Here is a 24,919-nt window from a genome sequence, read left to right as displayed (position 1 = left end):
AAAATGACAAGTTTACTGATTAAAAATGTTCGCTTGCAGGACAAAGCACCACTGCAGCAAATCCTGATTGAAAATGGCCATTTCAGCCAGATTATTTCCGCTGAACAGGCGCTGGATTTCGATGGTGAGATTATCGATGCAGAAGGTGGCTACGCGCTGCCACCGTTCTGTGAGCCGCATATCCACCTGGATACCACCCAGACAGCGGGCGAACCGAGCTGGAACATCTCCGGCACCCTGTTTGAAGGCATTGAACGCTGGGCTGAGCGTAAGCAAATGCTCTCGGTAGAAGATGTAAAACAACGTGCCAAACAGACCCTGAAATGGCAGATCGCCAACGGTATCCAGCACGTGCGTACCCACGTGGATGTGTCCGACCCGTCTCTGGTCGCGCTGAAAGCGATGATCGAAGTACGTGAAGAGATGAAACCATGGGTTGATATTCAGATTGTGGCATTCCCGCAGGAAGGCATTCTCTCCTACCCGAACGGTAAAGAGCTGCTGGAAGAGGCAGTGAAACTGGGCGCGGACGTGATCGGCGCTATTCCGCACTTCGAGTTTACCCGTGAGTACGGTATTGAGTCCCTTCACTATGTGTTCGAACTGGCGCAGAAATACGACCGTCTGATCGATGTTCACTGTGATGAAATCGACGACGAGCAGTCCCGCTTTGTGGAAACCCTGGCAGCCCTGGCCCACAAGTTCAATATGGGTGATAAGGTTACCGCCAGTCACACCACGGCCATGCACTCATACAACGGCGCTTATGCCTCTCGTCTGTTCCGTCTGCTGAAGATGTCCGGCATCAGCTTTGTGGCCAACCCACTGGTGAACATTCACCTGCAGGGCCGCTTTGATGACTACCCGAAACGCCGCGGCGTCACCCGGGTTAAAGAAATGCTGGCGGCTGATATCAACGTCTGCTTTGGTCATGACGATGTGTTCGACCCATGGTACCCACTGGGTACTGCCAACATGCTGCAGGTTCTGCACATGGGTCTGCATGTTTGTCAGGTAATGGGCTACGACCAGATCAACCAGTCACTGGATCTCATCAGCCGGAACTCTGCCAAAGCCCTTGCTCTGGGTGAGAACTACGGCATTGAAACCGGCCGTCCGGGTAACCTTATCATCCTGCCTGCCGAAAATGGCTTTGATGCGGTTCGCCGTCAGGTGCCGGTACGTTACTCCATTCGCGGTGGCAAGGTTCTCGCGAAAACGGAACCAGCACGTACTGAAATCAGTCTGGATTCGACTGAAGAGGTCGACTTCAGAAGATAGTAAAAATTAAAGAAGAGGAAAGCAGGAAGACGGAATTCTGCACCAATCGGCGCTTTTATGCGCCAAATAGAACTCATTCAGTGCTGTTCGATACGTTTGTTTGATTTCTTATGACTCTTCCATTACTATTCGCGCACTAATCAATAAGGAGCTTGTTATCGGGCTCCTTTTTTAATTTCTGATTTTCGCGTTTCCCTTCTTAATGCCGCCTTTTCAACGGTATGACATTTGCGAAAATCAACCGGATACCAATCCCCGCGCATTTCAACGCGCCACTTTACTATACGGACATCCCGCCACCAGCAAGGACTCTGCTGCTCCCGGCCACTGGTATCTGTTTGACTAATTTCAGCCGGATTCCGGCTGCTAACCTGGAGAAATCTATGCCAAACGGTTTGATGCTTACCGATCTTGCTATTGCCGGCGGCCTGCTGCTGCTGGGTAAAATCCTTCGTGTACACATTACTCTGTTTCAGCGAATGTACCTGCCATCGGCAGTTCTGGCTGGTCTGCTCGGCCTGTGTCTTGGCCCTGCCGGTGCAAATGTACTGCCATGGACCGACACATTTGCCTCTAACGCTGGCCTGCTGACTGCTGCGCTGTTCAGTGCGCTGGGTCTTGCGACCGACGTCCCTTCCCCTTCTGTTGTCGCCAAACGCGCTGGTTCACTGTGGGCGTTTAACCAGATTGCTTCTGTCTCTCAGTGGCTGTTTGCCGGTATGTTTGGATTTGTGCTGGCGACCTTCGTCTGGCCGGATCTGAACCCTGGCTTTGGCGTCACTATGTCGGCGGGCTTTATGGGTGGTCACGGCACGTCTGCGGTTGTCGGTGACATCTTTGGTTCACTGGGCTGGGAAGATGCCTTTACCCTGAGCCTGACCTTTGCAACTGCGGGGATCTTTATCTCTATCTCGCTGGGTATGCTTATCCTGCAGGCCGCGCTGAAAATGGGCCTGATTGACAAGTTCACCACGTTTAAGAGCATGAACGATTTTGAGCGTAAAGGCCTGGTTGAACCAAAGCTGCAGCAGAAAGTAATGACTGACTCTATGTCTGCTCTGTCAGTCGACTCGTTCGCGATTCACGCCGCATTGGTGGTTCTGGTTACCGCATTCTCTTATGTTGCAGCAGATTACCTCTCTTCGTTCCACGACAAAGTGCAGATCCCGACGTTCGTTACCGGCTTTCTGGGCGGTATGTTCGTGCGCATGATCGCTCAGCAGACCAAAGCCTCCCGCTACCTGTGTGACGGCGTATTCAACCACGCTGCCGGGATCAGTACCGACTACCTGATTGTGTTTGGTATCTCTGCGATTAAAGTTACCGTACTGGTTCAGTATCTGGCACCAATGGTGGTACTGGCTCTGGGCGGCATCTGCTTCACCTTGTGGCTGATCTTCTGGGTCGCGCCACGCATTCTGGGTGATGACTGGTTTGAAAAAGGCATCTTCTCCTGGGGCTGGCTGACCGGTACGGTCGCAATGGGCATCGCCCTGCTGCGTATCGTGGATCCCAAAATGAAGAGTAAAGTACTGGATGACTACGCAATCGCGTACGTTCCCGGCTCAATCACCGACATTTTCATCATTTCACTGATGCCTATGGCAATGATGCTGGGTTACCACTGGCAGGCAATGGGGGTGGGTATCGCGTACCTGCTGGTTGTTCTGGCGATTTGGAAGTTTGTGTTTGTTCGCGCTGGTAAGGTGGCTGAGCAGAGCTGATTCAAACCTCGCGGCAGCTCTGTACAGTCGCTGCCGCGAGGTGAGTCTTGCCCTTGCTGACCGCAGATCCTGAGTCGCGCTTTACCTCTGAGAACGTGGAAAGTTCACGGGAGCGCGCTCAGGATGACACGGTGGGGGCTGGTGATGGTTTTGCTCTCTCTGGCATCTGGTTCTCTGACAGAAAACATGTTGCGAACGGTGATAATTCAGCTTCTCAGCCTGTGACACGGGGTTCCGGCTCGCGCCCGCCTGTGTGCGGGTGGCAAGTGAGGTAGAAGGCGTCCGGAATGACGAATTTCTTTTTATTATTCAAGTAATAGCAAAACACACCGTCATTCCGGGCCCCGACCCGGAACCTCATAAAGCGATCGGCAAACTCAACAAATCACCGACATTAAAGTCGGCATACGCTCCACGCTCTCGTGAGTTTTACTTTCCACTCCCCGCACAACACCCCCATGTCATCCTGAATTCATTTCAGGATCTGCTCACAAAGTGCCGTATATTTAAAAGCTGCCTGCAGCTCTGTGCAGTCGCTACCGCGAGGTGAATTTTGCCCTTGCTGACAGAAGATCCTGAGTCGCGCTTTACCTCTGAGAGCATGGAAAGTTCACGGGAGCGCGCTCAGGATGACACGGTGGGGGCTGGTGATGGTTTTGCTCTCTCTGGCATCTGGTTTTCTGACAGTAAATCGGTGGTAATTCAGCTTCTCAGCCCGCGTCACGGGGTTCCGGCTCGCGCCCGCCTGCGTGCGGATGGCGAGTACTGTGGAACGCGTCCGGAATGACGAATTTCTTTTTTTTATTCAAGTAATAGTCAAAGCACACCATCATCCCGGGCTCCGACCCGGGACCTCATAAAGCGATCAGCAAACTCTACACATCACCAATATTAAAGTCGGCATACGCTCCATGCTCTCAAGGGTTTTGCTTTCCCCTCCCCGCACAACACCCCCATGTCATCCTGAATTCATTTCAGGATCTACTCACAAAATGCCGTAAATTTAAAAGCTGCCTGCAGCTCTGTGCAGTCACTGCCGCGAGGTGAATTCTGCCCTTGCTGACAGCAGATCCTGAGTCGCGCTTTACCTCTGAGAACGTGGAAAGTTCACGGGAGCGCGCTCAGGATGACACGGTGGGGGCTGGTGATGGTTTTGCTCTCTCTGGCATCGGGTTTTCTGACAGTAAATCGGTGGTAATTCAGCTTATCAGCCTGCGTCACGGGATTCCGGCTCGCGCCCGCCTGTGTGCGGATGGCGAGTACTGTGGAACGCGTCCGGAATGACGAATTTCTTTTTTTTATTCAAGTAATAGTCAAAGCACACCATCATCCCGGGCTCCGACCCGGGACCTCATAAAGCGATCAGCAAACTCTACACATCACCAATATTAAAGTCGGCATACGCTCCATGCTCTCATGGGTTTTGCTTTCCCCTCCCCGCACAACACCCCCATGTCATCCTGAATTCATTTCAGGATCTACTCACAAAATGCCGTAAATTTAAAAGCTGCCTGCAGCTCTGTGCAGTCGCTGCCGCGAGGTGAATTCTGCCCTTGCTGACAGCAGATCCTGAGTCGCGCTTTACCCCTGAGAGCATGGAAAGTTCACGGGAGCGCGCTCAGGATGACACGGTGGGGGCTGGTGATGGTTTTGCTCTCTCTCGCATCTGATTCTCTGACAGAAAACATGTTGCGAACGGTGATAATTCAGCTTCTCAGCCTGCGTCACGGGGTTCCGGCTCGCGCCCGCCTGCGTGCGGATGGCAATTACAGTGGAACGCGTCCGGAATGACAAATTTCTTTTTATTATTCAAGTAATAGCCAAAACGCACCATCATCCCGGGCTCCGACCCGGAACCTCATAAAGCGATCTACAGACTCAACAAATCACCGATATTAAAGTAGGCATACGCTCCACGCTCTCGGGGGTTTTGCTTTCCACTCCCCGCACAACATCCCCATGTCATCCTGAATTCATTTCAGGATCTGCTCACAAAGTACCGTAAATTTAAAAGCTGCCTGCAGCTCTGTGCAGTCGCTGCCGCGAGGTGAGTTCTGCCCTTGCTGACAGAAGATCCTGAGTCGCGCTTTACCTCTGAGAGCATGGAAAGTTCACGGGAGCGCGCTCAGGATGACACGGTGGGGGCTGGTGATGGTTTTGCCCTCTCTGGCATCTGGTTCTCTGACAGAAAACATGTTGCGAACGGTGATAATTCAGCTTCTCAGCCTGCGTCACGGGGTTCCGGCTCGCGCCCGCCTGTGTGCGGGTGGTAAGTGAAGCGGAACGCGTCCGGAATGACGAATTTCTTTTTATTATTCAAGTAATAACCAAAACGCACCGTCATCCCGGGCTCCGACCCGGGACCTCACAAAGCGATCCGTAAACTAAACCTGGCCCCAAAACCTAACGCGTCACCAACTCCTTCTCATCCACCTGCTCTTCCACTTCACTCTTATCAACCGCCTCAGGCTCAGATGGACGAAGGTACTTCTCAATATCCACCTCATCCATCTGCTCTGGCGGAAGGAAGCGCTCAGCGTACGCAAGGTAAGTACCGCTTTCCAGGAAGAGCTTAAACAGCTCCATATCCACATGCTCATCGAGTGCCATCTTGTAAAGAATGTCGATGGCCACACTGATCCGCTTGGCTTTTTTATATGGCCGGTCTGCTGCTGTAAGGGCTTCAAAAATATCAGCGATCACCAGAATACGCTCGGGAACAGACAGGTCTTCCGCGCTCAGTTTTCTCGGATAGCCCGTACCTTTCAGTGTCTCGTGGTGAGTCGTCGCATAACGCGGCACGTTCGCCAGTTCCGGCGGGAAAGGCAGTTCATCCAGGATTTTGATACCACTCAGCATGTGCTCATTGATTTTATATCTGTCTTCCGCAGTCAAAGTGCCACGTCGGATGCAGAGATTGTAAATCTCACCACGGTTATACAGATACTCCGGCGTCTCCATTTTGATCCCGAATTTCGGATCGTACAGGTTGTGATGATCACGCAGCACAATATGGTCCGGCTTATCGCTGAGCAGTTTCTCTTCAGCAGGCAACGGACGTTCATATTTCGCCAGCTCTTCGAACGGAGACAGGCCGAGCCGGTCATCGAAGTGACGCGTCCAGGTCTGGGAACCGATCTGCTGGATAGCCTCAACCGCTTCATCAGACATAAACTCACCGCCGATATTGGCTTCTGCAATGAAAGCAAACTGCTTCTTCAGCTCTCTCTGGCGCTGCTCAAACGCGTCATACAATATCTGCTCCGGCTGCTCGCCTTTGATACGCTCTTCGAGGTAGCGGATATGCGCATCACGCAGCAGCACTTCAAAGCGGGTACGGATTTCGTGGATTCGGTTATAGATCGTCTCCAGCTTGGTGCCTTTATCCACGATATGTTCAGGCGTTGTGATCTTACCGCAGTCATGCAGCCAGGCGGCGATCCTGAACTCACGGCGCTCCTCATCACTGTTGAACTCAAAGTCCTTAAACGGCCCCTGGTCACTCATTTCTGCCGCTTTCGCCAGCATCATGCCCAGCTCCGGTACCCGGTTACAGTGACCGGCAGTATAAGGAGACTTGTCATCGATCGCCTGTGCGATAAGGCGGATAAAGGATTCAACGAACTCTTCCTGAGATTTCTGGTAGCGCTGTATCTCCTTGCTCATTTCAATCATCGATTCCGACAAATCCCACACCTCTTTGATCCGGGTATCGACCGGGCAGACCTGATCGTACTGACGCGCTTTGATCTTACGGGTTTCCCGCCTGAGCAGCGTCACCGGGTGCACGATGGGCGAGCCAAACTTCCACGCAAGGGGAATAAACAGCAGCATCACAAACAGCGTCAGGGTTACTGACTGAACCAGCTTCGGATACACCTGCGCCATGAGAACAGACTGAGGCACAACTACCGCGAACAACTCACTCCCGAGTGAAGTGGCATAAAAGACCTTATCTTCCCCATTCACGTCTCTTGTCACCATAGTGCCCGGCTGATTTTGTGCCTGTTCAATCAGCTCCATATACGGGATTTGGTTGTGCTTTTTGGCGCTGTTATTCAGCCACTTATCTGCCAGTTTCTTATAGGTTTCCGGCGGAATCGCCTGCAGGGCAAGATTAACAATATCCAGCAGGGATTTGTCGGCCTGATGCATTACCAGCCCAACCTGCACCGGTGGCAGCTCTGGTACCTGCGTGACATTCAACTGGGGATACTGGTTACGAAGGCGAAGCAGTGGGGCATGAAAGTCCATGATGTTATCCACCATGCCAGCCTGAAGCAGCTCCATAGCTTCGGTCAGATCTTCAACCAGCTTGATCGACTGACCATCTAACAGATGATGAATGCCCCGCCCGGCTATCACAGCGGTAACCGGCTGGTTGTTACTGGTAACGGATGCAGAAAGACTGGCACGGGCCACCGGCTGGTACAGCATGCCCTGGCTGCTCATGCCCAGTGGCGTATGGATCACCGGCACAGACAACAAAATATCCAGCTCAAGCTGACTGAAACGCTGAACCAGCTCCTGACTGCTGAATCCGTTAATAAACTCGAATCTCAGCCCGGTCATTTCACCAACCAGTTTCAGCACTTCCACCATATAACCCATTGGCTGGCCGGCGGCAGAAAAATCTATCGGCTCCCAGTCATTCTGATTGGAGACCAGCAACGGACGGGTAGAAGCAAGCAGCGCTTTTTGCTCAGAAGTAAAAGCCAGTTTAGGCACAGTAAATGCCGAGGCCCCATCCGCTCCACTGCTGCCCGATGCAATCACTTCCCCGGAAGGTGAAAACAGATAAGACTCAACTCCGGCGTTATTCGCCAGTCCCATTGATTCGGGGGTGATCTTAGAGCTGATGGAAGAGAGCACTATATCAATCCCAAGCACAGCAGCCTGGCCGCGAATAGAGTAGGTTTGTCCGGTAATTTTCAGGTGCTTAAACAGATAAGGCTCGGTCTTAAACACCGCTTCTGACGTTGCGCCATCAAACCATGGGCGCTGACTGGGGAAATAGTTACTGCTCTGAATCTGGATCCGGGTCTGCTCAAAATCATCGGTGTAATAAATGTTTTCCCGCTTACGGTCTGACTTGTCACCACTGATGCGGATCACCACCCAACGCTCGTTGTCGCCCGCTTCCATCTTGGTTCGCACAATGGGGGCAGAATCGAGATTGATGATTTGATAGAAGTCTTCGTTTTCGTAGCCGAGGTAGATACTGTAGAACAGCGGATTATCCCGCAGGACCTGGGTCAGCAGACTGCGGATTTCCGTCTCACTGAGTTTGTTTTTGGCAATAGCAGAAACACTACGCAGCAGGGTCGCACTGCTTTCAGCACTGGTATGCAGTTCTTTCACATACTCACTGACCCCGGCACTCGCCACACTGAGTTTGGCCAGCACATGCTCCTCGGACATCGCGCGGCCAAAATAGTATTGCAGACTGATAGCAAACAACGCGGTGATCGTTGTTGCGAGCAGGAACATGCTTCCCACCGTAAAACGGATGGAAAACTTTCTTTTATTACGAGCCATACTGACTGCCTCCCAAAAGGCATCTTTTTTTATTCTATAAGATCAGTCTAGTACGTCTCGTTAATTCAACAAGTTGCGCTATAAATTAGTACCCGCCATCAGCCTCTTTACCAGGCTGGCAAGCTCACTTCATTACCTTCCGCCGGTTTGGCCGGAACTATGGTTGAAAGCAGCAGAGAGATGATGGCCATACCCGAGCCGGCAAGGAAAACCGCTGCAGGAGATACCAGCCACAGCATGCCGAACAGAACCGGTATCACCACTGCAGCAATGTGATTGATGGTAAAAGAAACACCGGCACTGGAGGCCATGTCCGCGGGATCAGCAATCTTCTGGAAGTAGGTTTTGATCGCCAGCGCAAACGCGAAGAACAGGTGATCAATAATATACAACGCTGCAGCCCACTCTGCTGTTTCAACAAACGCGTAGCCGGTAAATACAATAAACAAGCCAATATATTCAAATATCAGCGCTTTACGCTCACCAAACTTGCCAATCATCTGGCCAATTTTTTTGGCAAACAGCCAGTTAAACGCATAGTTCACCAGAAACAGCAGGGTGATATCTGCCGCGCTGTAGCCGAACTTCTCGACCATAAGAAATCCGGCGAACACCACAAAGATCTGACGCCGGGCTCCGCTCATAAACGTCAGCGCGTAGTAGAGCCAGTAACGTTTGCGCAGCACCAGCTTCTTGGTTTGCACCGTGTGGGTCTCAAACTGGGGAAAGCCGAACGCGATAAGACAGATCACAATAAATGAACTGCCGCCAGTCAAAAGGTAAACCCAGATATAATCCAGGTTCCAGAACTCCAGCAGTACCCACAGGCCGCCATAAGTACAGAGTGAAGCCAGTGCGCCAACTGAAATCATCTTACCAAGAAATTCAGGCGCTTCGTCTTTGGTCAGCCACTGCAGGGAAAGGGATTGCTTAAGGGTTTCGAAATAGTGGAATCCGGTCGACATCAGCAGCGTAGTCGCCAGCAGGCCAAACAGGGTCGGGAAAAAGCCGGTTAATGCGGTACCGAGCGAAAGCATCAGCAGGGACAAAATCATAAACTTCTGCTCGCGGATGAACACCAGCAGAAACACCGCAGTAAAGGCCAGAAAGCCCGGGATCTCCCGCACGCTCTGAAGCAGGCCGATGTCCGCACCGGTAAAACTGGCCTGCTCGACCACGAAGTTGTTCAACAGCGCCATCCAGCTGGAAAATGCAATCGGCACCACAACCGAAATGATCAAAAGAAAATTATGTGGGGTCTGCCAGGCTTTGCGCTGCATTGGGGGATTCCTGCGTGTAACAATCTGGTAACAGGATACGCTTCGGAACAAAGAAAAGCTATCGGTTTATTAACTCCGCCAGGCGTGCTGCAGACAGCCACTTTCTCCCGGGATCCGATACAAGGACAGATACCGGATTCAGACCAGCTCAACTACCGAATCAATACAAATCGAATCATGCCGCCAGTACTCAATATCACAACTGACAAGAGTGCCCTGCGCATCATAATTCATCCGCTCCACCACCATGGCCGGAGCGCCGGACGTCGCTCTCAGCGCTGCTGCGGTATCACAGGAGAATGAAGAAGTACTCAGCCGGTAGCGCACTTTCTTATAAACAACGCCAAACTCGTCCCGCAAAATATCGGTCAGCGATTGGGTCAGTTCGATATCCACCAATCCGGGAACACGCTCAGGCCTCAGGTAGTTCGTCACAAAAGCTACCGGGCGGTCGTCGAGATAACGTACCCGGTCTATCCGGCAAACATCACTGAAAGGCGGCAACTCCAGCAACTGAGCGGCCTGCTTGTTCGCCAGCATCGCTTTTGCACAAATCACTTCTGTTTTTGGCTTGCGTCCCTGGGCTTCAGCCATTGCATTAAAACTAAGCCCTCTGGCCGGGTCATAACGAAGGGGGCCGGGAGCAATAAACCAACCCCGGCGGTCTTCACGGAAAATCTTTCCTTCCGCCTCCAGTGAAGACAGGGCTTCGCGCAGAGTGACCCGTGTAGTATCAAACGTTTCTGCCAGCTTTCGCTCTGATGGCAGTTTGTTTCCCGGAGTTAAGTAGCCAGATTCAATCTGCTCTGTAATCGCTTCTTTAATTTTTATGTACTGCACATTCAATCCTTGTCATTAACCGGGCTGACTTCGTTGCTAAAACTAACAGAATCTTACCGCATTATGCCCCGGCAGGGGAGCCAAAAGCAGCGGCTGGTGTCCGGAAACTCCCGGCTACTCGCACTCGCATAACACCCTTACTTGCGGTGAATCAAAAGACCCATAAGCTCCCAAAACGATTGGTTGCATTTCAAATCATTTCCGGATATAAATCCCGCCCGAGAATCAGATACGCGTCACATTTTCGAAAAGGAGACCCGGAAGTTATGGCCGCTCAGCTTCACTACGTCATCATGCTGCTTTTTCTGACCACGGCATTTTTCTCCCAGGCACAAGAACTTTCCAGCCGGGACAAAGCCGATCTGATGAGCACCAAAGCCAACGTCTACCGCAGTGCAGCAGAGTGCCTTTACCTTGCCACGGTTGAACGCACAGAGTGGGAAAAAGTAAAGTTTAACCCGCGACCTAAAGAGTTGCAGAGTGCCTGCCGGATGATCCACCCCCTGAAAGTAAAACACCTGCACCTGCAGGGGCTTGACGCTGCCTACCGCAGTACTATCGCCATACTTGACCAGACCATCGCTGCGGCATTCACCCGCCCGCCAGGTACACCTGCTTCGTTCCAGGACGAGCTGGAAACCAGCATCGAACAACAAATCTGGCTGGATCAGCAACAAAGCCAGGAAAGCCGTCTGGAAACGGTGACCCGGCTGTATTTTAAAAACAACTGCCATGAAGCCATCAACCTGGCCAACCTGCTTAACCACTACCCTCAGACACAGCACTGCAGGTAATACCAACCCGGAACGCCTTGGCAAACCTGGCAGGTTTGCCTACAATCCCCGCCATTCTTTCCAACCTGAACCCTGTCGTAATGAATAAAAGCTTAATCACCAACCTTATTGCCCTTGTTTTGCTGGGCGCAGGTTACCTGACGGCCAGCAAACTGGCTCTGTATGCCGGCCTGTTCGCCTTCTCCGGTGCCATCACTAACTGGCTGGCCGTCCACATGTTGTTTGAAAAAGTACCAGGCCTGTATGGTTCGGGCGTTATCCCGGCGCGTTTTGAAGAGTTTAAAACCGCGATCAAAACCCTGATGATGGAGCAGTTCTTTACCAAAGAGAACATCGACCGTTTTCTGAGTAAGGAAATGGACGGCAGCCAGGCGCTGAACCTGACGCCAATCATCGAGAAAATAGACTTTGAACCCACCTTTAACTCCCTGGTAGAAGTGATCGCCAACTCTCAGTTTGGCGGAATGCTGGCCATGTTTGGTGGTACCGCAGCCCTGGAGCCGCTTAAAACACCATTCGTAGAGAAGATGCAGCAGTCAGTGATTGAAATCAGCCAGAGCGATACGGTACGTGATGCCCTGAAAAACGAGCTGGAACAACCATCCATGCTGAGCGAAATCGAAAACAACATTGAGAACATCATCGACCAGCGATTAAACGAGCTGACGCCACAACTGGTGAAAACCATGGTTCAGGACATGATCAAAACGCATCTGGGCTGGCTGGTTGTCTGGGGCGGTGTCTTTGGTGGTCTTATCGGTGTGATTTCTTCGTTTATCGCCTGATACATTTCAGAACACACCCACAAATGCCGGGCCCCGTGCCCGGCATTACTGTATTTGAAGCAAAAAAAAGCCAACCGCATTACGCGATTGGCGATAAAGAGTGTGAACAAAATATTCACTAACAACGTCAGTTGGCTAGGTGACCCTCGGCTTAAAAAGGGTCATTCGTATTAATGCAACCACCATGCCAACTTTTTCAACTCGAAAATCAGTCACTTCCGTTTACTATTTCATCATTATGAACCTGATTGATTGCAAAATGCGAAGAATGAAAATGCAATTTGCGAAATATACAACCAAAAAACGGACCAGGTTAAAAAATCGCCTGACTGCCTGCGGCAACAAACCCACCCATTTAGTGATAAAGCTCACAGTTAATCCAAATAATGCAGCAAATTGCATGCATATCAGACCTGTTTACTTATTCACTATGGCGCATAAACTGGTTGGAGATTAAAATACACCGGAAAGGAACCAAGATCACAATAACAGGCCTTACTGCTCAACATGAACTGCTGCTCCCTCGTTACCCGTCTGCTCCTCGGCGGTTTATTTCTGTTCAGCCCCCAACTTATGGCACAGCAGACCGTAAAAGTCGGCCTGCGCTGGCTGAATCAGTTCCAGTTCGCCGGGTACTACGCCGCGGTTGATCAGGGCTATTACGCCCTGGAAGGCTTGAACGTGGAACTTATTCCCGGCGCCGCTCAGAGCGATCCGGTTGAAGAGGTCATCCGGGGCGACTACGACTTTGCCATCGCTAACGGAGAACTGATCCTGGCCCGTCTGCAGGGCCGCCCGGTCGTGGCATTGGGGGCCATGATGCAATACTCCCCTTCCGCGATTTTTACCCTCGCCTCCTCCGGTATAGACAGCGCGAAAGAACTCGCGGGAAAACGGATCATGACAATCGGTGGCCGCGCTTCCCCGGAACTGCTGACTCTGCTGGACAATGCCGGTTTATCTCAGGATGACGTGACGCTGATACCGCAAAACTATCGGCTTCAGGCTCTGATCAACGGTGATATCGACGCATTCAGTGGCTACCTGTCAACTGAGCCTTATCTGCTCTCCACGCAGGGTATCAAGTTCAACAGTCTGCTCCCGGCTAATGGTAACGTTGATTTCTACAGTGACTTTCTGTTTACCAGTCAGGCGCTGGCCGACAAGAATCCCGGGCTGATCAGGGCTTTTCGCCGTGCAACCCTTAAAGGCTGGCGCTACGCGCTGGCAAATCCGGAGAAAATGGTCAACAGCATCAGGAACAAGTGGGGTTCAACCCGTACCCTGAACGAGCTGCGTTACGAAGCGCTGTCACTGACTAACCTTATCCGTCCTGAACTGGTTGAAATTGGCTATATCAATGAAGAGCGGATAGAAAACATCGCCCGGATCTTTATCGACCATGGCCTGGCCAGGGATATCAACAACCTCGACGGATTTGTTTACCATGAAGCGCAGCAGGAAATCGCCATTGCCCGGCACAGGATCGTGTTCCTCAGCCTGGCTATCGCCACTATGGCCGGGCTTTGCCTTATATTGCTGGCGGTAACGCGAAAGCTGCACCGCGAAGTAAAAAGACGTAAAGAGGTCGAGGCCCAACTGCGGATACTGGCCTCACTGGACCCGCTTACCGGGCTGCTGAACCGGCGCAGCTTCGGTGCGGACGCCCACAAGGAAGAGAGCCGCGCCAGACGAACAAAAAGCAGCTACAGCATTGTGTTGCTCGATATCGACCTGTTTAAGACCATTAACGATCAGTTCGGCCACAGCTCCGGGGATAAAGTGATTAAGCAGGTCGCCAGACAGCTGCTGGATAACTCCAGGGAAATCGATATCTGCGCCCGTTTTGGCGGAGAGGAGTTCATCATCCTGCTTCCTGAGGCTTCTGCTTCTCAGGCGCTCAGCTATGCCCAGCGTCTGCGGGACAATATTAACGCCATGACATTTGATTCAAAGAAAGGGCAGACTTTTCAGATCACCGCCTCTTACGGTGTGGCAGAATGGGATCACTCTGATTCGCTGGACAGCGTGATCAACCAGGCCGATCAGGCGCTCTACCTGGCCAAACGTTCGGGACGGGACTGTATCCGGGCCTGGTCGCACACCCTTATCACAGGTAATACGGCAGAACAGGCCTCAGCAATATAAATGCTTTAGACGCTTTGCAGCTCTTCTGAAACCAGCGGTGCTGCAACCACGTGTTGATGGTTGCATACGCGGCAATACATCTGACGCTCAAGCTTGTAGTAATGCTCACCGCTCAGGAACTGAAAGATAAGCTGATTGGCATTTTGGATCTTCTCAAGAAGGGTCGTACATTGCTGTCTCGATTTTCGCATGATCACTTTGTGGTCTGTCTTCTTCTCACACGCTTCACAATATACCTTTGGCATAGCCCCTTCCTTTGAACTTTGAGTGAATGTCACTGTATTGACACAATTATTCCTTACTCGTTCAATGGAATTAATTTCGTGTGTAAAAAATGTGCGCCAGTTAACAAAACCACGTCAGATAAGGGCTGCAGGCCCTACAGAATTTGCTACAGATCAAACAATTAGTACCACTTGTTGTCCTTCAGCTCCGGTAAACAAGCGCATTTCGTTCAGCACAAGCATCCGTTTAATCTCTTTCGTGTCAGGGTGAGTAACTTCTTTCAGGCCACCGGATTATGGCGAATATGATTGCCGCAGTACTGCTCACCTCCGGCGGCTGGGATGATGTCAGGCCATCACCATGAACCGTCCCTAAGTTATAAAAAGCCCGACGCAAACGTTTACGCACATCAAAATAAGCCTATTGATTGCCCAACAGGGCATTTCATCCATAACCAAAGTGAGGCTGATATAATTGAATTCATCCGCAAGCACTGTCCGGCAATTAACTAATAAGAAATATATAAATTAGTTACAGCTTATTAATACATGATGAACAGATAACAAAAAAGCACCCTGAAAGGTGCTTTTTCTATGCCTTGAATATACCAAAATCAGCGAAATAGCTGAGCCGGTATTAAACTTCACCCTGTTGCTGGGCTTGTTTTACTAATGCCTGACGTTGAGCTTCTACTTCTGATTGCATCTGGCTTTCCTGATCGATGTCAGTTTCAGTTACAGATGGAACGAATACATAGTATTTATTAATAGTCATCACAGAACCTCAAGGTTGTTTAATTGACGCCGCAATCATCTCCCTTATTTCAACAGAGATCATCCTCCATAATAATATTTTTATCGGCGTAGGTACGGGGCGTAGATTACTCCTTAAGCAGGTGATTATCAATAAGACACCGGTTGCATTTAGAAAGACAGGTTGAATTTGTGGAATCAGTTCACATTTTAGGCGGGAATATCAGCCAATTGTTAACGCAAATAAACCATTTATTTTTCATGGATTTATCATTACAGCATGAAGTGATATAGCACGCAAAACTCTCTACGCCCCTTCCTTTCTGTACACAGGTGCGTACATTTCTGCGCCATTTTGGGCTGAACTCTGCGCCCCCGGATTACTCCGGCTCCTCCCCGGCGAGACAGAGATAAAAGGAAACTCAGCTCTGTGATCCCCGCCCAATCGCCGCAATAGACACCGGATTATCAGCGTGCTGTAATTCAAAAAAACAACAATAACCGTGAGTAATGATTATGATGCTGCAGCTGGATAACGAAATGCAGGTAGAGCTGCTCTCACCTGACATCACTGCAAACCTTGAAGACAGGCAAATCAAACTGGCCTTTCAGGGAATCCATAACGAGCCGCTGAGCGACTCTGCGCTGGTCGCCCGAATCCCTTTTGATACAGAGCATGACGCCCGCCTCATTGGCGATGGCTTTCAGATGCTGTGTCAGACCGCCGGTACGCCGGAAAACCTGACCGATATTGGCCGCTGCCCGGACAACGATGCCAGTTATCGTATCTACGCCACTGACGCACCAAAACGCTTTTACAACTACCTGGTACTGGAGCAATCCGACGGCTATACCCTGTTCGGTTTTACTTCCTGTCACCGCTTTGCCGGTTACTTTGAACTGGCGCCTACACCACTGGGTTACGACATTCACATTCACCTGGATGGCGAAAACAGCCTGCCGCAGGAGTGGGAGAGCCCTGAGCTGGAAAGCTTCTGCGTCCTCAGTGGAGATTCACTCTCAGCCCTGTATAAAGAGTACACCGCAATTATCGCCCGTTCTCACCCGCCCCGTGCTGGTGTTCTCGCGGATGCGCCAGTGGGCTGGTGCTCCTGGTATGCCTATTATGCCGACGTAAACGAAGAGAACATTCAGGCCAACGTCGCCGCTATGCAGGATGACATGGAGGCGCTCGAATGGGTACTGCTTGATGATGGCTATCAGGCGTTTATGGGTGACTGGTTAACCCCGTCCGATAAGTTCTCCGGCGGCGTTAAAGAGCTGATTCAGTCAATTAAAGCCAAAGGCAAAAAGCCCGCTATCTGGATGGCGCCTTTTATCGCGCAGAAGGAGTCACAGCTCTTTCAGCAACACCCGGACTGGTTTGTCCGCCATCAGGATGGCTCCCTGCTGAAAGCTGAAGACATCACCTATGGCGGATGGCGCTGTACGCCCTGGTATATTCTGGATACCTCACACCCGGAGGTGCAGGCGCACCTGACTGAAACAGTCAGGGTGATGCGTGAAGAGTGGGGGGTGGAGCTGTTTAAGCTGGATGCCAACTACTGGGGCACACTCAAAGGCGTGCGTTACCAAGGTGGCGTGACCGGCGTACAGGCCTACCGGATGGGGATGGAAGCGATTGCTGCAGGTGCCGGAGATGCCTGGCTGCTGGGCTGTAATGCGCCAATGTGGCCGTCGCTGGGGTTGGTGGATGCAATGCGGGTTTCTGATGATGTGGAACGTAATCCACACCGCTTCGAGCAGATCGCCAAAGAAACATTTTACCGCGCCTGGCAACACCGCGGGCTATGGCAAATCGATCCCGATTGCGTCACGCTCACTTCACTGCCCAATCAGGGCACAGAGCGCCCGGCCTATCACTTCCACCGAACCGCACTGCTGGCCTGTGGCGGCCTGCTGCTGTCGGGAGACCCGTTGCCGGAGATCACCGATTTTGCCAAATCCAGCTTCAGCAAGCTGCTGACCCGGCACAAACACAACCAGAGTACGGCAAAATTCACCTCGCTGTCGCTGAACCATGCGTTTCTTAAGCTGACCGGGCACAATGATCTGCACTGTCTGTTTAACTACAGGCAACCACAGCAGGAACATACCCTGACCTCAGACCATCCGGTATTTTGGTATGACTTCTGGAGTGGTAAATGCCTGTGTGACGAACCGATGCAGATCCTGCGGATCACCCTGCCAGACGGCCTGCAGGCAAGAGCGATTCTGACCGCAGACCGCTAAGGCGTGCCAGACTGATCCGACGAACGGAAACAACACACCCGGCCCTGACTGATTTCAACCTGACACTGGCTGATCAGCAGGGCCTTTAACCGTTTACGCGCCCGTTGCAGGCGCGATTTGGCCGCGGGCAGAGTCATGCCATGTGCACAGGCATAGTCCGCCTGGCGCACACCATTCAAATCACACTGCTCAATGATCTCCCGCTCCGCCGTATCCAGCAGGGGCAGTATTTTGGGCAGGCAGCGCTGCATCTGGACCAGCGGCTCATACCGCCCCTCCTCCTGATACTCATCCCTGCCCAAAGGCACGTCATCAATCGGCATCAGTTCAACCCGTCTGCGAATGGTGTCGATATAGTGGTTTTTCACCATCTTAAACAGCCATGACTTACTGTCATCAAGGGAGCAAAAACGCTGGCTGTTTCTCATCGCTTTAAGAAACACCTCCTGCATCATATCTTCCGCTTCCTGGCGACTGCCGCACTGCTTTATCAGCCAGTGGCCAATGGCAGCCTCATGCTGCTGCCAGGCCTCCATCAGACACTTCATCAGGCTTTTAACATCTCTATCGCCTGATCCAGTGAAGGAACCGAACCACTGTGCTTTACAACCCCGTCTACCGCGACACCCGGAGTGCGCATAATTCCGGCAAGCATGATTTGCTCTGCTTCAGAGACCTTAATCAGCTCCACCTCTTCACCCAGTTGCTTTGCCGCATCCACCAGAATCTCTGCGGTTTTTGTGCAGTTTGCGCAGCCTGAACCAAATACCTTAACCTGTTTCATAATCAAAACTTCTCCTAAAACAACCAATTAAAAATCCAACCGATCACGGTTATTGAGACAAATACATACCCGGCCACCAGCACCAGCAACCGCAGGCGCATCACCTGCTTAAGCATCATAAACTCCGGCAGACTGACCGCCACGGCCGCCATACAAAACGCCAGCGTGGTGCCAAGCGGCACACCTTTGGCAATCAGTGATGCCATCACCGGAACCACCCCGGAGGCGTTCACATACATGGGAATAGCCGCCGCTGCCGCTACCGGCACCGACCACCACTGACCGGCAGACAAATTCTGATCCACCCAGCCTTCCGGCAGATAACCGTGGATAAAAGCGCCAATCCCTACGCCAATCAGCACCCATTTCCAGATACGGCGAAAAATCCCCAGGGTTTCATCGCGGGCAAACTGGTGGCGGCCTTCAAACCCAAGCGACGGATGCTGAGCTGGTGCACTCTGCATGGCCGGGCCTTCCTGATAAGCTTTGGCCAGAAACGGCTGCAGCCAGCGCTCAGCTTTCAGCAGATCAATCACCACGCCTGCCAGCACACCCAGTAAAATGCCGCACAGCAGATACATGAGGGTGAATTTCAGCCCCAGCATACCGCCGAGCATGATGATCACCACTTCGTTAATCAGCGGTGAGGTGATCAGAAAAGACATGGTGATCCCCACCGGGATCCGGGCCGAGACAAACCCCATAAACAATGGAATAGAGCTGCACGAACAAAACGGCGTCACCGCGCCAAAAACGGAACCCATTAAGTAGCCAATACCCCGGTGGCGTCCCGCCAGATAATCGCGAACCCGTTCAGCGTTCAGTGCAGCGCGGATAAAACTGATGATGTAAATAAGCACCAGCAGCAGCACCAGGATCTTGCTGGTATCTTCAATAAAGAAATGCACCCCGCCCGCCAGCGCACTGCCGGGCTGAAGGGAAAAAACCGAGTAGGTCAGCCAGTCCGCCAACCAGGTAAAGACTTGCAACATAGAGGCTCCGAAATCGTCGTTCTACTCTTAACACGCAACAGGTTTCAAAAGGATGCATTTTTTCTGTTTTTTTGATTCGGGTCCTTAACAAGGCAAATAATAAGACCCGCCCGGCACCTGGCACTGTTTCAGCGTGAGGAATACAGCTTTAAAAAGCAGTATCCACGCAGAAGCGAAGCATAGTCAGGGGCGGTTATTTTGTTTACCTTCAGATTACAATCAGCTGTCGCGGGCTGCTAAACTCATGGTTTTAGCCTTGCCTGCGACTGCCATGCGACGACTTCCAGTACAAATTATCCCGGCCGCACTTCTGTGCTTATGCTCTGCGCCACTTGTGGCATCGGAACTGAGCCAGAGCTGGCAAACCCTGTATGACGGGGCGCTGGCGCGCTCTCCGGCTCCGGTCGCAGAGCAGGATCTGCTGGACCGTTTTCCCAAAGAGCGGCTGTTAAGTCAGGCTCAGTACCCCGATTTCAGCCGCTACAGCTGGCAGGATCTTCAGCTGCTGTGGCAGACCCGTCAGGAGTGTATTACCCCATCAGATACGGAGCCACGTCTCGCGACCGCCATTGAGTTTGAGCTGGCACTATGCCAAAAGCAGCTACTGTCAGATAAATGGTTTCAAACCCACCCGGCACTTCATCCTGCCGGGGGCAGCTATCTGTGGCGTTATCTCAGCGCTCATCCCGGGGCGGTTCTTTCACCTTCAATGGCCCGCCAGCTTACTCTGGCTGAGCCATCACATCCGCTGCACTTTCTGCTGGCAGAGATAACCCCGGAAGGCGCCGATGCCCTGCTTTCCGGTTACCGGGCTTATCTCACCGATGACCTGACGCTGTGGCTCAGCAGCAAAACCGGCTGGCACAAACTGCCAAAAGCGCAATGGTTGCCACAGGCACAAATGCTGAAACTTGAAATCAGTAATCAGGATCAGGGCTGTTCGCTGCGCTACAGTAATCTCTGCATTAACGCCGCCCCTTCAACCAGCCTGTGGCTGCGGCTGGCACTGTTTATCGCCGGCCTCACCATCGCCGGGCTGCTGGTAAGGCTGGCATGGCAAAAACGCCTTGAAGGACGCGAGCGCCGGTATATTCTCGAACTGCTGACCCACGAGCTGCGCACCCCTGTCACCAGCCTCGGCTTCAGTGTTGAATCCCTGCGCGATGAGTTTGATGTCCTGTCCGGTAACGGGCAGCAGGCGCTGTGGCGGCTGATTGCAGACCACCAACGCCTGGCTCAGCTTACCGAAACCAGCAAAGGTTACCTGAGCCAGCAGCAGAGTCTCGGGAGCAGTGAAGCCGCCATTGCTGATTTTCTCGACCACACGCTGGAGAAGTTCCAGCTGGAATACGAACTGGACGAAGACAAAGAGCTGGAACTGCCCTGGTACTGGCTGGGGATCTGTCTCAGTAATCTGGTCAAAAACGCCCTGCAACATGGCAGGCAACCGGTCAGAGTCCGGGTCAGTACCGGGCAATCCCTTCGAATCGAAGTGACCGATGCCGGCGAGTTTCCCTCTCCGCTTAAACGCCTGCTGAGAGGGCTGAGAAAAAATCAAACCAGTACCAACATGGGTGTCGGACTGGACATTGTCAGCCGCCTGATGCACCAGATGGGTGGCAGACTGATTATTGAACGTCACCCTACCCGCTGCATCCTGGAGTTACCGTTATGAACAAGATTTTATTGATTGAAGACGATGCCCTGCTGGGCGAAGGACTGCAGCAGTTTCTGCATAAAAGCGGCTACTCGTGCCACTGGCTGAAAGAGACCGGCCCGGTGGAAAAACACTGGTACAGCGCAGATCTGGTGATCCTCGACCGCCAGCTCGCCGATGGAGACAGCCTGAGAAAACTGCCGGAGTGGCTGATGCTCAAGGCCGTTCCGGTCATAGTGCTGACCGCCAAAGTAGAAGTAGAACAACGGGTAGAAGGCCTGATGGCCGGAGCCAAAGATTATGTCACCAAGCCATTCTCTCATCAGGAGCTTCTGGCACGTATCGTGGCCCAGTTACGTCCCCTTGGAGAGAGCCAGCTTCATTATGGTGGTATCACCATCAGCCTTGCACAGCGCCAGGCGAGCCTGGATGGAGAATCCGTAGAACTCAAACCCAAAGAGTTTCAGCTGTTGCAGCTGCTAGTGCAAAACCAGGGACGGGTGTTCCACCGCGATGAACTGCTGAACCGGGTCTGGGGGTATCAGTCGTTTCCGACCACCCGCACCATAGATAACCACGTGCTCAAACTCCGGCAGAAACTGCCGACGCTCAATATCGAAACCCTGCGCGGTGTCGGATATCGTCTGGTGGAGCCGCTATGATGAAAACTCACGCTCTGCTGCTTGCAGCCCTGTCTGCAGTCTCATTCCATTCCAGTGCTGAAAGCTGGTTCACACATACCCCTCTTCAGGCGAGTTACTCCGCGCTGATGGAGGGCCATGATGAACTGGCATGGCAGGAGCTGGTACAGTCGCTGGGTACGCACACACCCGATGAGTCTTTGTGGCTGCCGGTTAAAAAAGTGCTGCTTGAAAACGCAAACTGTCATCTGGCCCCTGAAGAGCAACCCGCCGAAATCCGGGTCACACTGATGCGCAAAACCTCACCAACCCGTCAGGAATTTCAGATCCGGGTCTCGGTGGATATGGCACAAATACCTCTTTCTGTCCGCCTTAAAAACCATGAGGGCGACACCCTGATTGAAGGCAAAGTCAGCAATGACAACTGGCATGAGTTTGAAAGCCGCGAACTGCTTACGCCCCCGGAACCTGGCCTCTACACCCTGCAAACCGGTGAGGCCAGCTATCCTCTGCTGATTAGCAGCTTTGATCAGCACAGCTGGCTCTCCTTTGGTGACAGGCAAACCATCCGGCTCAACGTCCCGCCGGCCAACCCGGGCTGCGCAGAAGCCACCGCTCACTGGCAGTGGTTCGATGAGGACTATCACATGGTCGGCACTGCAGTGCCCATCACCGGTCCGCAGTTTCCCATTTCACCGCCTGAAGCCAAACGCCTCAGCGCCGTCGTTGAACAGGCAGAATACCAGTCAGGGATCCGTATCGAATATCAGCAGCGCCTGACCACACCATTAATCAGGGCCGTGCCGCTAACGAAGACATCCCGGTGACATTTCCTTTGCGCCGTTGATTTGTAATGGCGCAAAAGGAGAACACTATGTACTTAACTAAACGGCACAAAACCTCACAGCACTCAACCGCACTGCTTTTGCTGATGCTCAGCCTGCCGGCATCAGCCTCTGTCACTCTCTCTTATCAGGGAGATGAAATCACGCTGGCCCCAGAGTCAATGGAGATAAACTGGCAAAACGGCCAGCAGCTCCTGCAGATAAACCAGGGTGAGCTCACTGTTGCAGGCAAAGCTCAGCAGGCCACACAGATTACACAGCCAAACGACCAAAACGCGCGCTGGCTGCTCTCTCCCTCCAACATCCGGGTGCAGGCCCATTTTGACGGAGCCCTGGAGCTGACATTTACCTCTGAGGGGCCATCACCGGAACGGGATAAACCAGTCACGCTGAACTGGTTTCACCTGCCACAGCAACAGACCCAAACCCTTTACCTGCCTTTCAGTGAGGGTATGCGTGTGCCGACTAACCACCCGGTATGGAAGAAATACCTTACTGAAGAGTATTCCGGCAGCAACACCACCCAGGATCTGAAAATACCGTTCTGGACCACAGAGCAAAACGGCCGCTATATCAGCTACCAGCTCATCACCGCGACCAACAACCGGCTTATGTTTTCTGCTGACAAACCCAGAACAGATATGGTTGCTCAGTATCAGTTCACAACCCTCAGCTCAGTGCAGCTGTTTAAAGTCCGGATCTCGCAGGGCGATACCCCGCTCTCCGGCGCGCACGCTTTCCGCCAGTGGCGAATCGATAACGGACTGGCCACTCCACTGAACAAAGCTCCCTATCCGGGTCTGAACAAGCTCATCGGTGCCAGCCATGTCTACCTGTTTGGAACCGGTGTTATCGCTGCAGAGGATGTACGCGACTGGTGGGGGCTGGCAGACTGGTTTCAGACCCGCTTCTCACCTCAGGACGCTGAGGCCCGTGAACTGGCGAAGCTGAAAAAAGGCCAGGACTGGTTCAGCCGGTATCATAAACAACTGCTTATCAGCCTTCTCAATACAGAGCTGAAACGTAAGTTCCCGGTGCCCCCTCCAACTATGACCAACAACACCATCCGGGACCAGTACCATTCTGCCCGGCAACAAAAAGCCTGGCTTGAGAAACACGCCGGGAGATACCTGATCCCATCAGAGCTGTGGGGGCAGGCTCTCACCCCTGATATGCTCAGCAATATGCAAAAAGCCGGACTGACAAAACTCTGGCTCGGCATGGATAACTGGATGCCCGCTTTCTATCAGCCAGATGCCGTCGACAAAGCCAAAGCGCAGGGTTATCTGGTGGGTACCTACGATTCTTACAACACCGCCATCGCCCCCGGTGTGAACGACAGCTGGCTGACCGCCCACCTGCCCGAACCAATGCGTAAAGGCTGTGCCATCGTCAAAGCAGACAGCACCCTGAAAGCCGGTTTCCGGGGCAAGGGGTTCTACCTCAACCCAGCATGTGAACTGGAATATGTCACCCGGCGGGTGGACGACATTCTGAAGTACGGCCGCTTTAACAGCCTGTTTCTGGATGTCGACGCCACAGCCATGGCAAGAGAAGACTACCGTAACGGCACGACTGAGTCCGACATGCTGAGGGCATTTATCCGCAGAATGGATGCCATCAGCAAGCACACCCTGCTGGGTTCTGAAGACGGCAACGCCCTGGCCACCCGCGGAATTGCATTCGCCCACGGCATGGAAAGCATCGGTTTTGGCTGGACGGACAAAGAGATGAAAACTGACCGGAGCTCGCCCTATTTTCTCGGACGCTGGTACCCGGATCACAAGCCAGATTTCTTCTTTAAAACCGCACAGGTTAAAGAGCCGTATAAAACGCTGCTGTTTTCGCCGCAGTTCCGTGTTCCGCTTTATCAGGCGGTATTTCACGACGAAGTGATCAACAGCCACCACTGGCACAGTGACAGCTTAAAGTTCAGCAATGTTCAGACAGAGCGGGACCTGACAGCCATGCTCTATAACACTCCGGCCATGGTGCACCTGAGCCGGGATGAAGCAACAACACCCGATGCGCCCAGACTCAGGGCCCTGCGGCACTATCAGGATGGATTTATGCCACTGCACCGCCAATTGTGGGACAAGTCACTGACCGGCTTTAAATGGCTGGATAAGGAAGGCTGGCTTCAGCAGACCACGTTCAGTGACGGCAGCCGGGTCATTGCGAACTTCTCTTCCAAAGCGCAAAAGCTGCCAAATGGTGCCACCATAAAACCCGGGTCGATAATGGGCATACTCAGCACCGGAGAGCTTATCCTTTGGCAAAGCCGCGCAGTGAGCCAACACAGCGGTCAATAAAACTCATCCGGTTAATTAAAAAACGGCATTATTCGTCAATTGTTTGACATGCTAACATCTTGCCGTTT

At 52.5% G+C, this 24,919-nt stretch carries 20 protein-coding genes; 12 read left to right on the top strand and 8 right to left on the bottom strand.

The window, feature by feature from the left end; all coding sequences use genetic code 11:
* Positions 1-3: 3 nt before the first annotated feature.
* The 4 genes from ACVB80_RS07575 to ACVB80_RS07560 all read left to right on the top strand — a co-directional run bounded on the left by ACVB80_RS07575 (position 4) and on the right by ACVB80_RS07560 (position 4,289).
* Positions 4-1,281: a cytosine deaminase gene (locus ACVB80_RS07575; protein ID WP_481080673.1), complete on the top strand. Its 1,278-nt coding sequence runs from the start codon at positions 4-6 to the stop codon at positions 1,279-1,281.
* A 383-nt stretch (positions 1,282-1,664) separates the two neighbouring features.
* On the top strand, positions 1,665-3,005 hold the full coding sequence (locus ACVB80_RS07570) for a sodium/glutamate symporter (RefSeq protein ID WP_481080672.1): 1,341 nt from the start codon (positions 1,665-1,667) through the stop codon (positions 3,003-3,005).
* Between the two features lie 559 nt (positions 3,006-3,564).
* Complete coding sequence (locus tag ACVB80_RS07565; RefSeq protein WP_481080671.1) at positions 3,565-3,792, top strand: hypothetical protein; 228 nt, start codon at positions 3,565-3,567, stop codon at positions 3,790-3,792.
* Between the two features lie 269 nt (positions 3,793-4,061).
* Positions 4,062-4,289 carry a hypothetical protein gene (locus tag ACVB80_RS07560; RefSeq protein WP_481080670.1) on the top strand — a complete coding sequence of 76 codons (228 nt, stop codon included), beginning with the start codon at positions 4,062-4,064 and terminating at the stop codon, positions 4,287-4,289.
* Between the two features lie 1,119 nt (positions 4,290-5,408).
* On the opposite strand, the gene ACVB80_RS07555 is transcribed toward ACVB80_RS07560, so the two are convergent.
* The 3 genes from ACVB80_RS07555 to phnR all read right to left on the bottom strand — a co-directional run bounded on the left by ACVB80_RS07555 (position 5,409) and on the right by phnR (position 10,663).
* Positions 5,409-8,543: an HD domain-containing phosphohydrolase gene (locus ACVB80_RS07555; RefSeq protein WP_481080669.1), complete on the bottom strand. Its 3,135-nt coding sequence runs from the start codon at positions 8,541-8,543 to the stop codon at positions 5,409-5,411.
* A gap of 107 nt (positions 8,544-8,650) precedes the next feature.
* Positions 8,651-9,823, bottom strand: a complete 1,173-nt coding sequence (locus ACVB80_RS07550) for an MFS transporter (protein WP_481080668.1) — start codon at positions 9,821-9,823, stop codon at positions 8,651-8,653.
* A gap of 138 nt (positions 9,824-9,961) precedes the next feature.
* A complete protein-coding gene (gene phnR, locus ACVB80_RS07545; protein ID WP_481080667.1) occupies positions 9,962-10,663 on the bottom strand; it encodes a phosphonate utilization transcriptional regulator PhnR in 702 nt (233 codons plus the stop codon).
* Positions 10,664-10,929: 266 nt separating this feature from the next.
* On the opposite strand from phnR, the gene ACVB80_RS07540 reads away from it, so the two are divergent.
* From ACVB80_RS07540 to ACVB80_RS07530, 3 genes are all read left to right on the top strand, one after another.
* A complete protein-coding gene (locus ACVB80_RS07540; protein ID WP_481080666.1) occupies positions 10,930-11,457 on the top strand; it encodes a hypothetical protein in 528 nt (175 codons plus the stop codon).
* An 80-nt stretch (positions 11,458-11,537) separates the two neighbouring features.
* Entirely contained in the window at positions 11,538-12,242 is a 705-nt protein-coding gene (locus ACVB80_RS07535; protein WP_481080665.1) for a DUF445 domain-containing protein, read from the top strand.
* 573 nt (positions 12,243-12,815) lie between these two features.
* On the top strand, positions 12,816-14,390 hold the full coding sequence (locus ACVB80_RS07530; protein ID WP_481080664.1) for an ABC transporter substrate-binding protein: 1,575 nt from the start codon (positions 12,816-12,818) through the stop codon (positions 14,388-14,390).
* A 5-nt stretch (positions 14,391-14,395) separates the two neighbouring features.
* On the opposite strand, the gene ACVB80_RS07525 is transcribed toward ACVB80_RS07530, so the two are convergent.
* Entirely contained in the window at positions 14,396-14,635 is a 240-nt protein-coding gene (locus tag ACVB80_RS07525; protein ID WP_481080663.1) for a hypothetical protein, read from the bottom strand.
* Between the two features lie 616 nt (positions 14,636-15,251).
* Positions 15,252-15,389: a hypothetical protein gene (locus tag ACVB80_RS07520; RefSeq protein ID WP_481080662.1), complete on the bottom strand. Its 138-nt coding sequence runs from the start codon at positions 15,387-15,389 to the stop codon at positions 15,252-15,254.
* 488 nt (positions 15,390-15,877) lie between these two features.
* On the opposite strand from ACVB80_RS07520, the gene ACVB80_RS07515 reads away from it, so the two are divergent.
* Positions 15,878-17,620, top strand: coding sequence for a glycoside hydrolase family 36 protein (locus tag ACVB80_RS07515; protein WP_481080661.1), 1,743 nt, complete (start codon positions 15,878-15,880; stop codon positions 17,618-17,620).
* Here the strand turns inward: ACVB80_RS07515 and ACVB80_RS07510 are convergent.
* From ACVB80_RS07510 to ACVB80_RS07500, 3 genes are read right to left on the bottom strand one after another with little or no spacing between them, the layout of a single operon-like run.
* Positions 17,617-18,168, bottom strand: a complete 552-nt coding sequence (locus tag ACVB80_RS07510) for a sigma-70 family RNA polymerase sigma factor (protein WP_481080660.1) — start codon at positions 18,166-18,168, stop codon at positions 17,617-17,619. The genes ACVB80_RS07515 and ACVB80_RS07510 overlap by 4 nt on opposite strands.
* Positions 18,168-18,404, bottom strand: a complete 237-nt coding sequence (locus ACVB80_RS07505; RefSeq protein ID WP_481080659.1) for a thioredoxin family protein — start codon at positions 18,402-18,404, stop codon at positions 18,168-18,170. Before ACVB80_RS07505 ends, ACVB80_RS07510 begins: the two co-directional genes overlap by 1 nt.
* Positions 18,405-18,418: 14 nt before the next feature.
* Positions 18,419-19,396, bottom strand: coding sequence for a permease (locus tag ACVB80_RS07500; RefSeq protein ID WP_481080658.1), 978 nt, complete (start codon positions 19,394-19,396; stop codon positions 18,419-18,421).
* A 334-nt stretch (positions 19,397-19,730) separates the two neighbouring features.
* Here ACVB80_RS07500 and ACVB80_RS07495 point away from each other — a divergent pair, with 334 nt between their 5' ends.
* The 4 genes from ACVB80_RS07495 to ACVB80_RS07480 are packed head-to-tail and all read left to right on the top strand — an operon-like array spanning position 19,731 to position 24,851.
* A complete protein-coding gene (locus tag ACVB80_RS07495; protein WP_481080657.1) occupies positions 19,731-21,071 on the top strand; it encodes an ATP-binding protein in 1,341 nt (446 codons plus the stop codon).
* Positions 21,068-21,715: a response regulator transcription factor gene (locus tag ACVB80_RS07490; protein ID WP_481080656.1), complete on the top strand. Its 648-nt coding sequence runs from the start codon at positions 21,068-21,070 to the stop codon at positions 21,713-21,715. The genes ACVB80_RS07495 and ACVB80_RS07490 overlap by 4 nt, the downstream gene beginning before the upstream one ends.
* Positions 21,712-22,521, top strand: coding sequence for a DUF2861 family protein (locus ACVB80_RS07485; protein ID WP_481080655.1), 810 nt, complete (start codon positions 21,712-21,714; stop codon positions 22,519-22,521). Before ACVB80_RS07490 ends, ACVB80_RS07485 begins: the two co-directional genes overlap by 4 nt.
* A 47-nt stretch (positions 22,522-22,568) precedes the next feature.
* Positions 22,569-24,851, top strand: coding sequence for a glycoside hydrolase (locus tag ACVB80_RS07480; protein ID WP_481080654.1), 2,283 nt, complete (start codon positions 22,569-22,571; stop codon positions 24,849-24,851).
* The last annotated feature ends 68 nt before the right edge of the window (positions 24,852-24,919 follow it).

The organism is Vibrio sp. 9-16B-A1, assembly GCF_056726165.1.
Note: the sequence above shows the minus strand (reverse complement) of the source record. Positions and strands in the feature narration are given on the sequence as shown.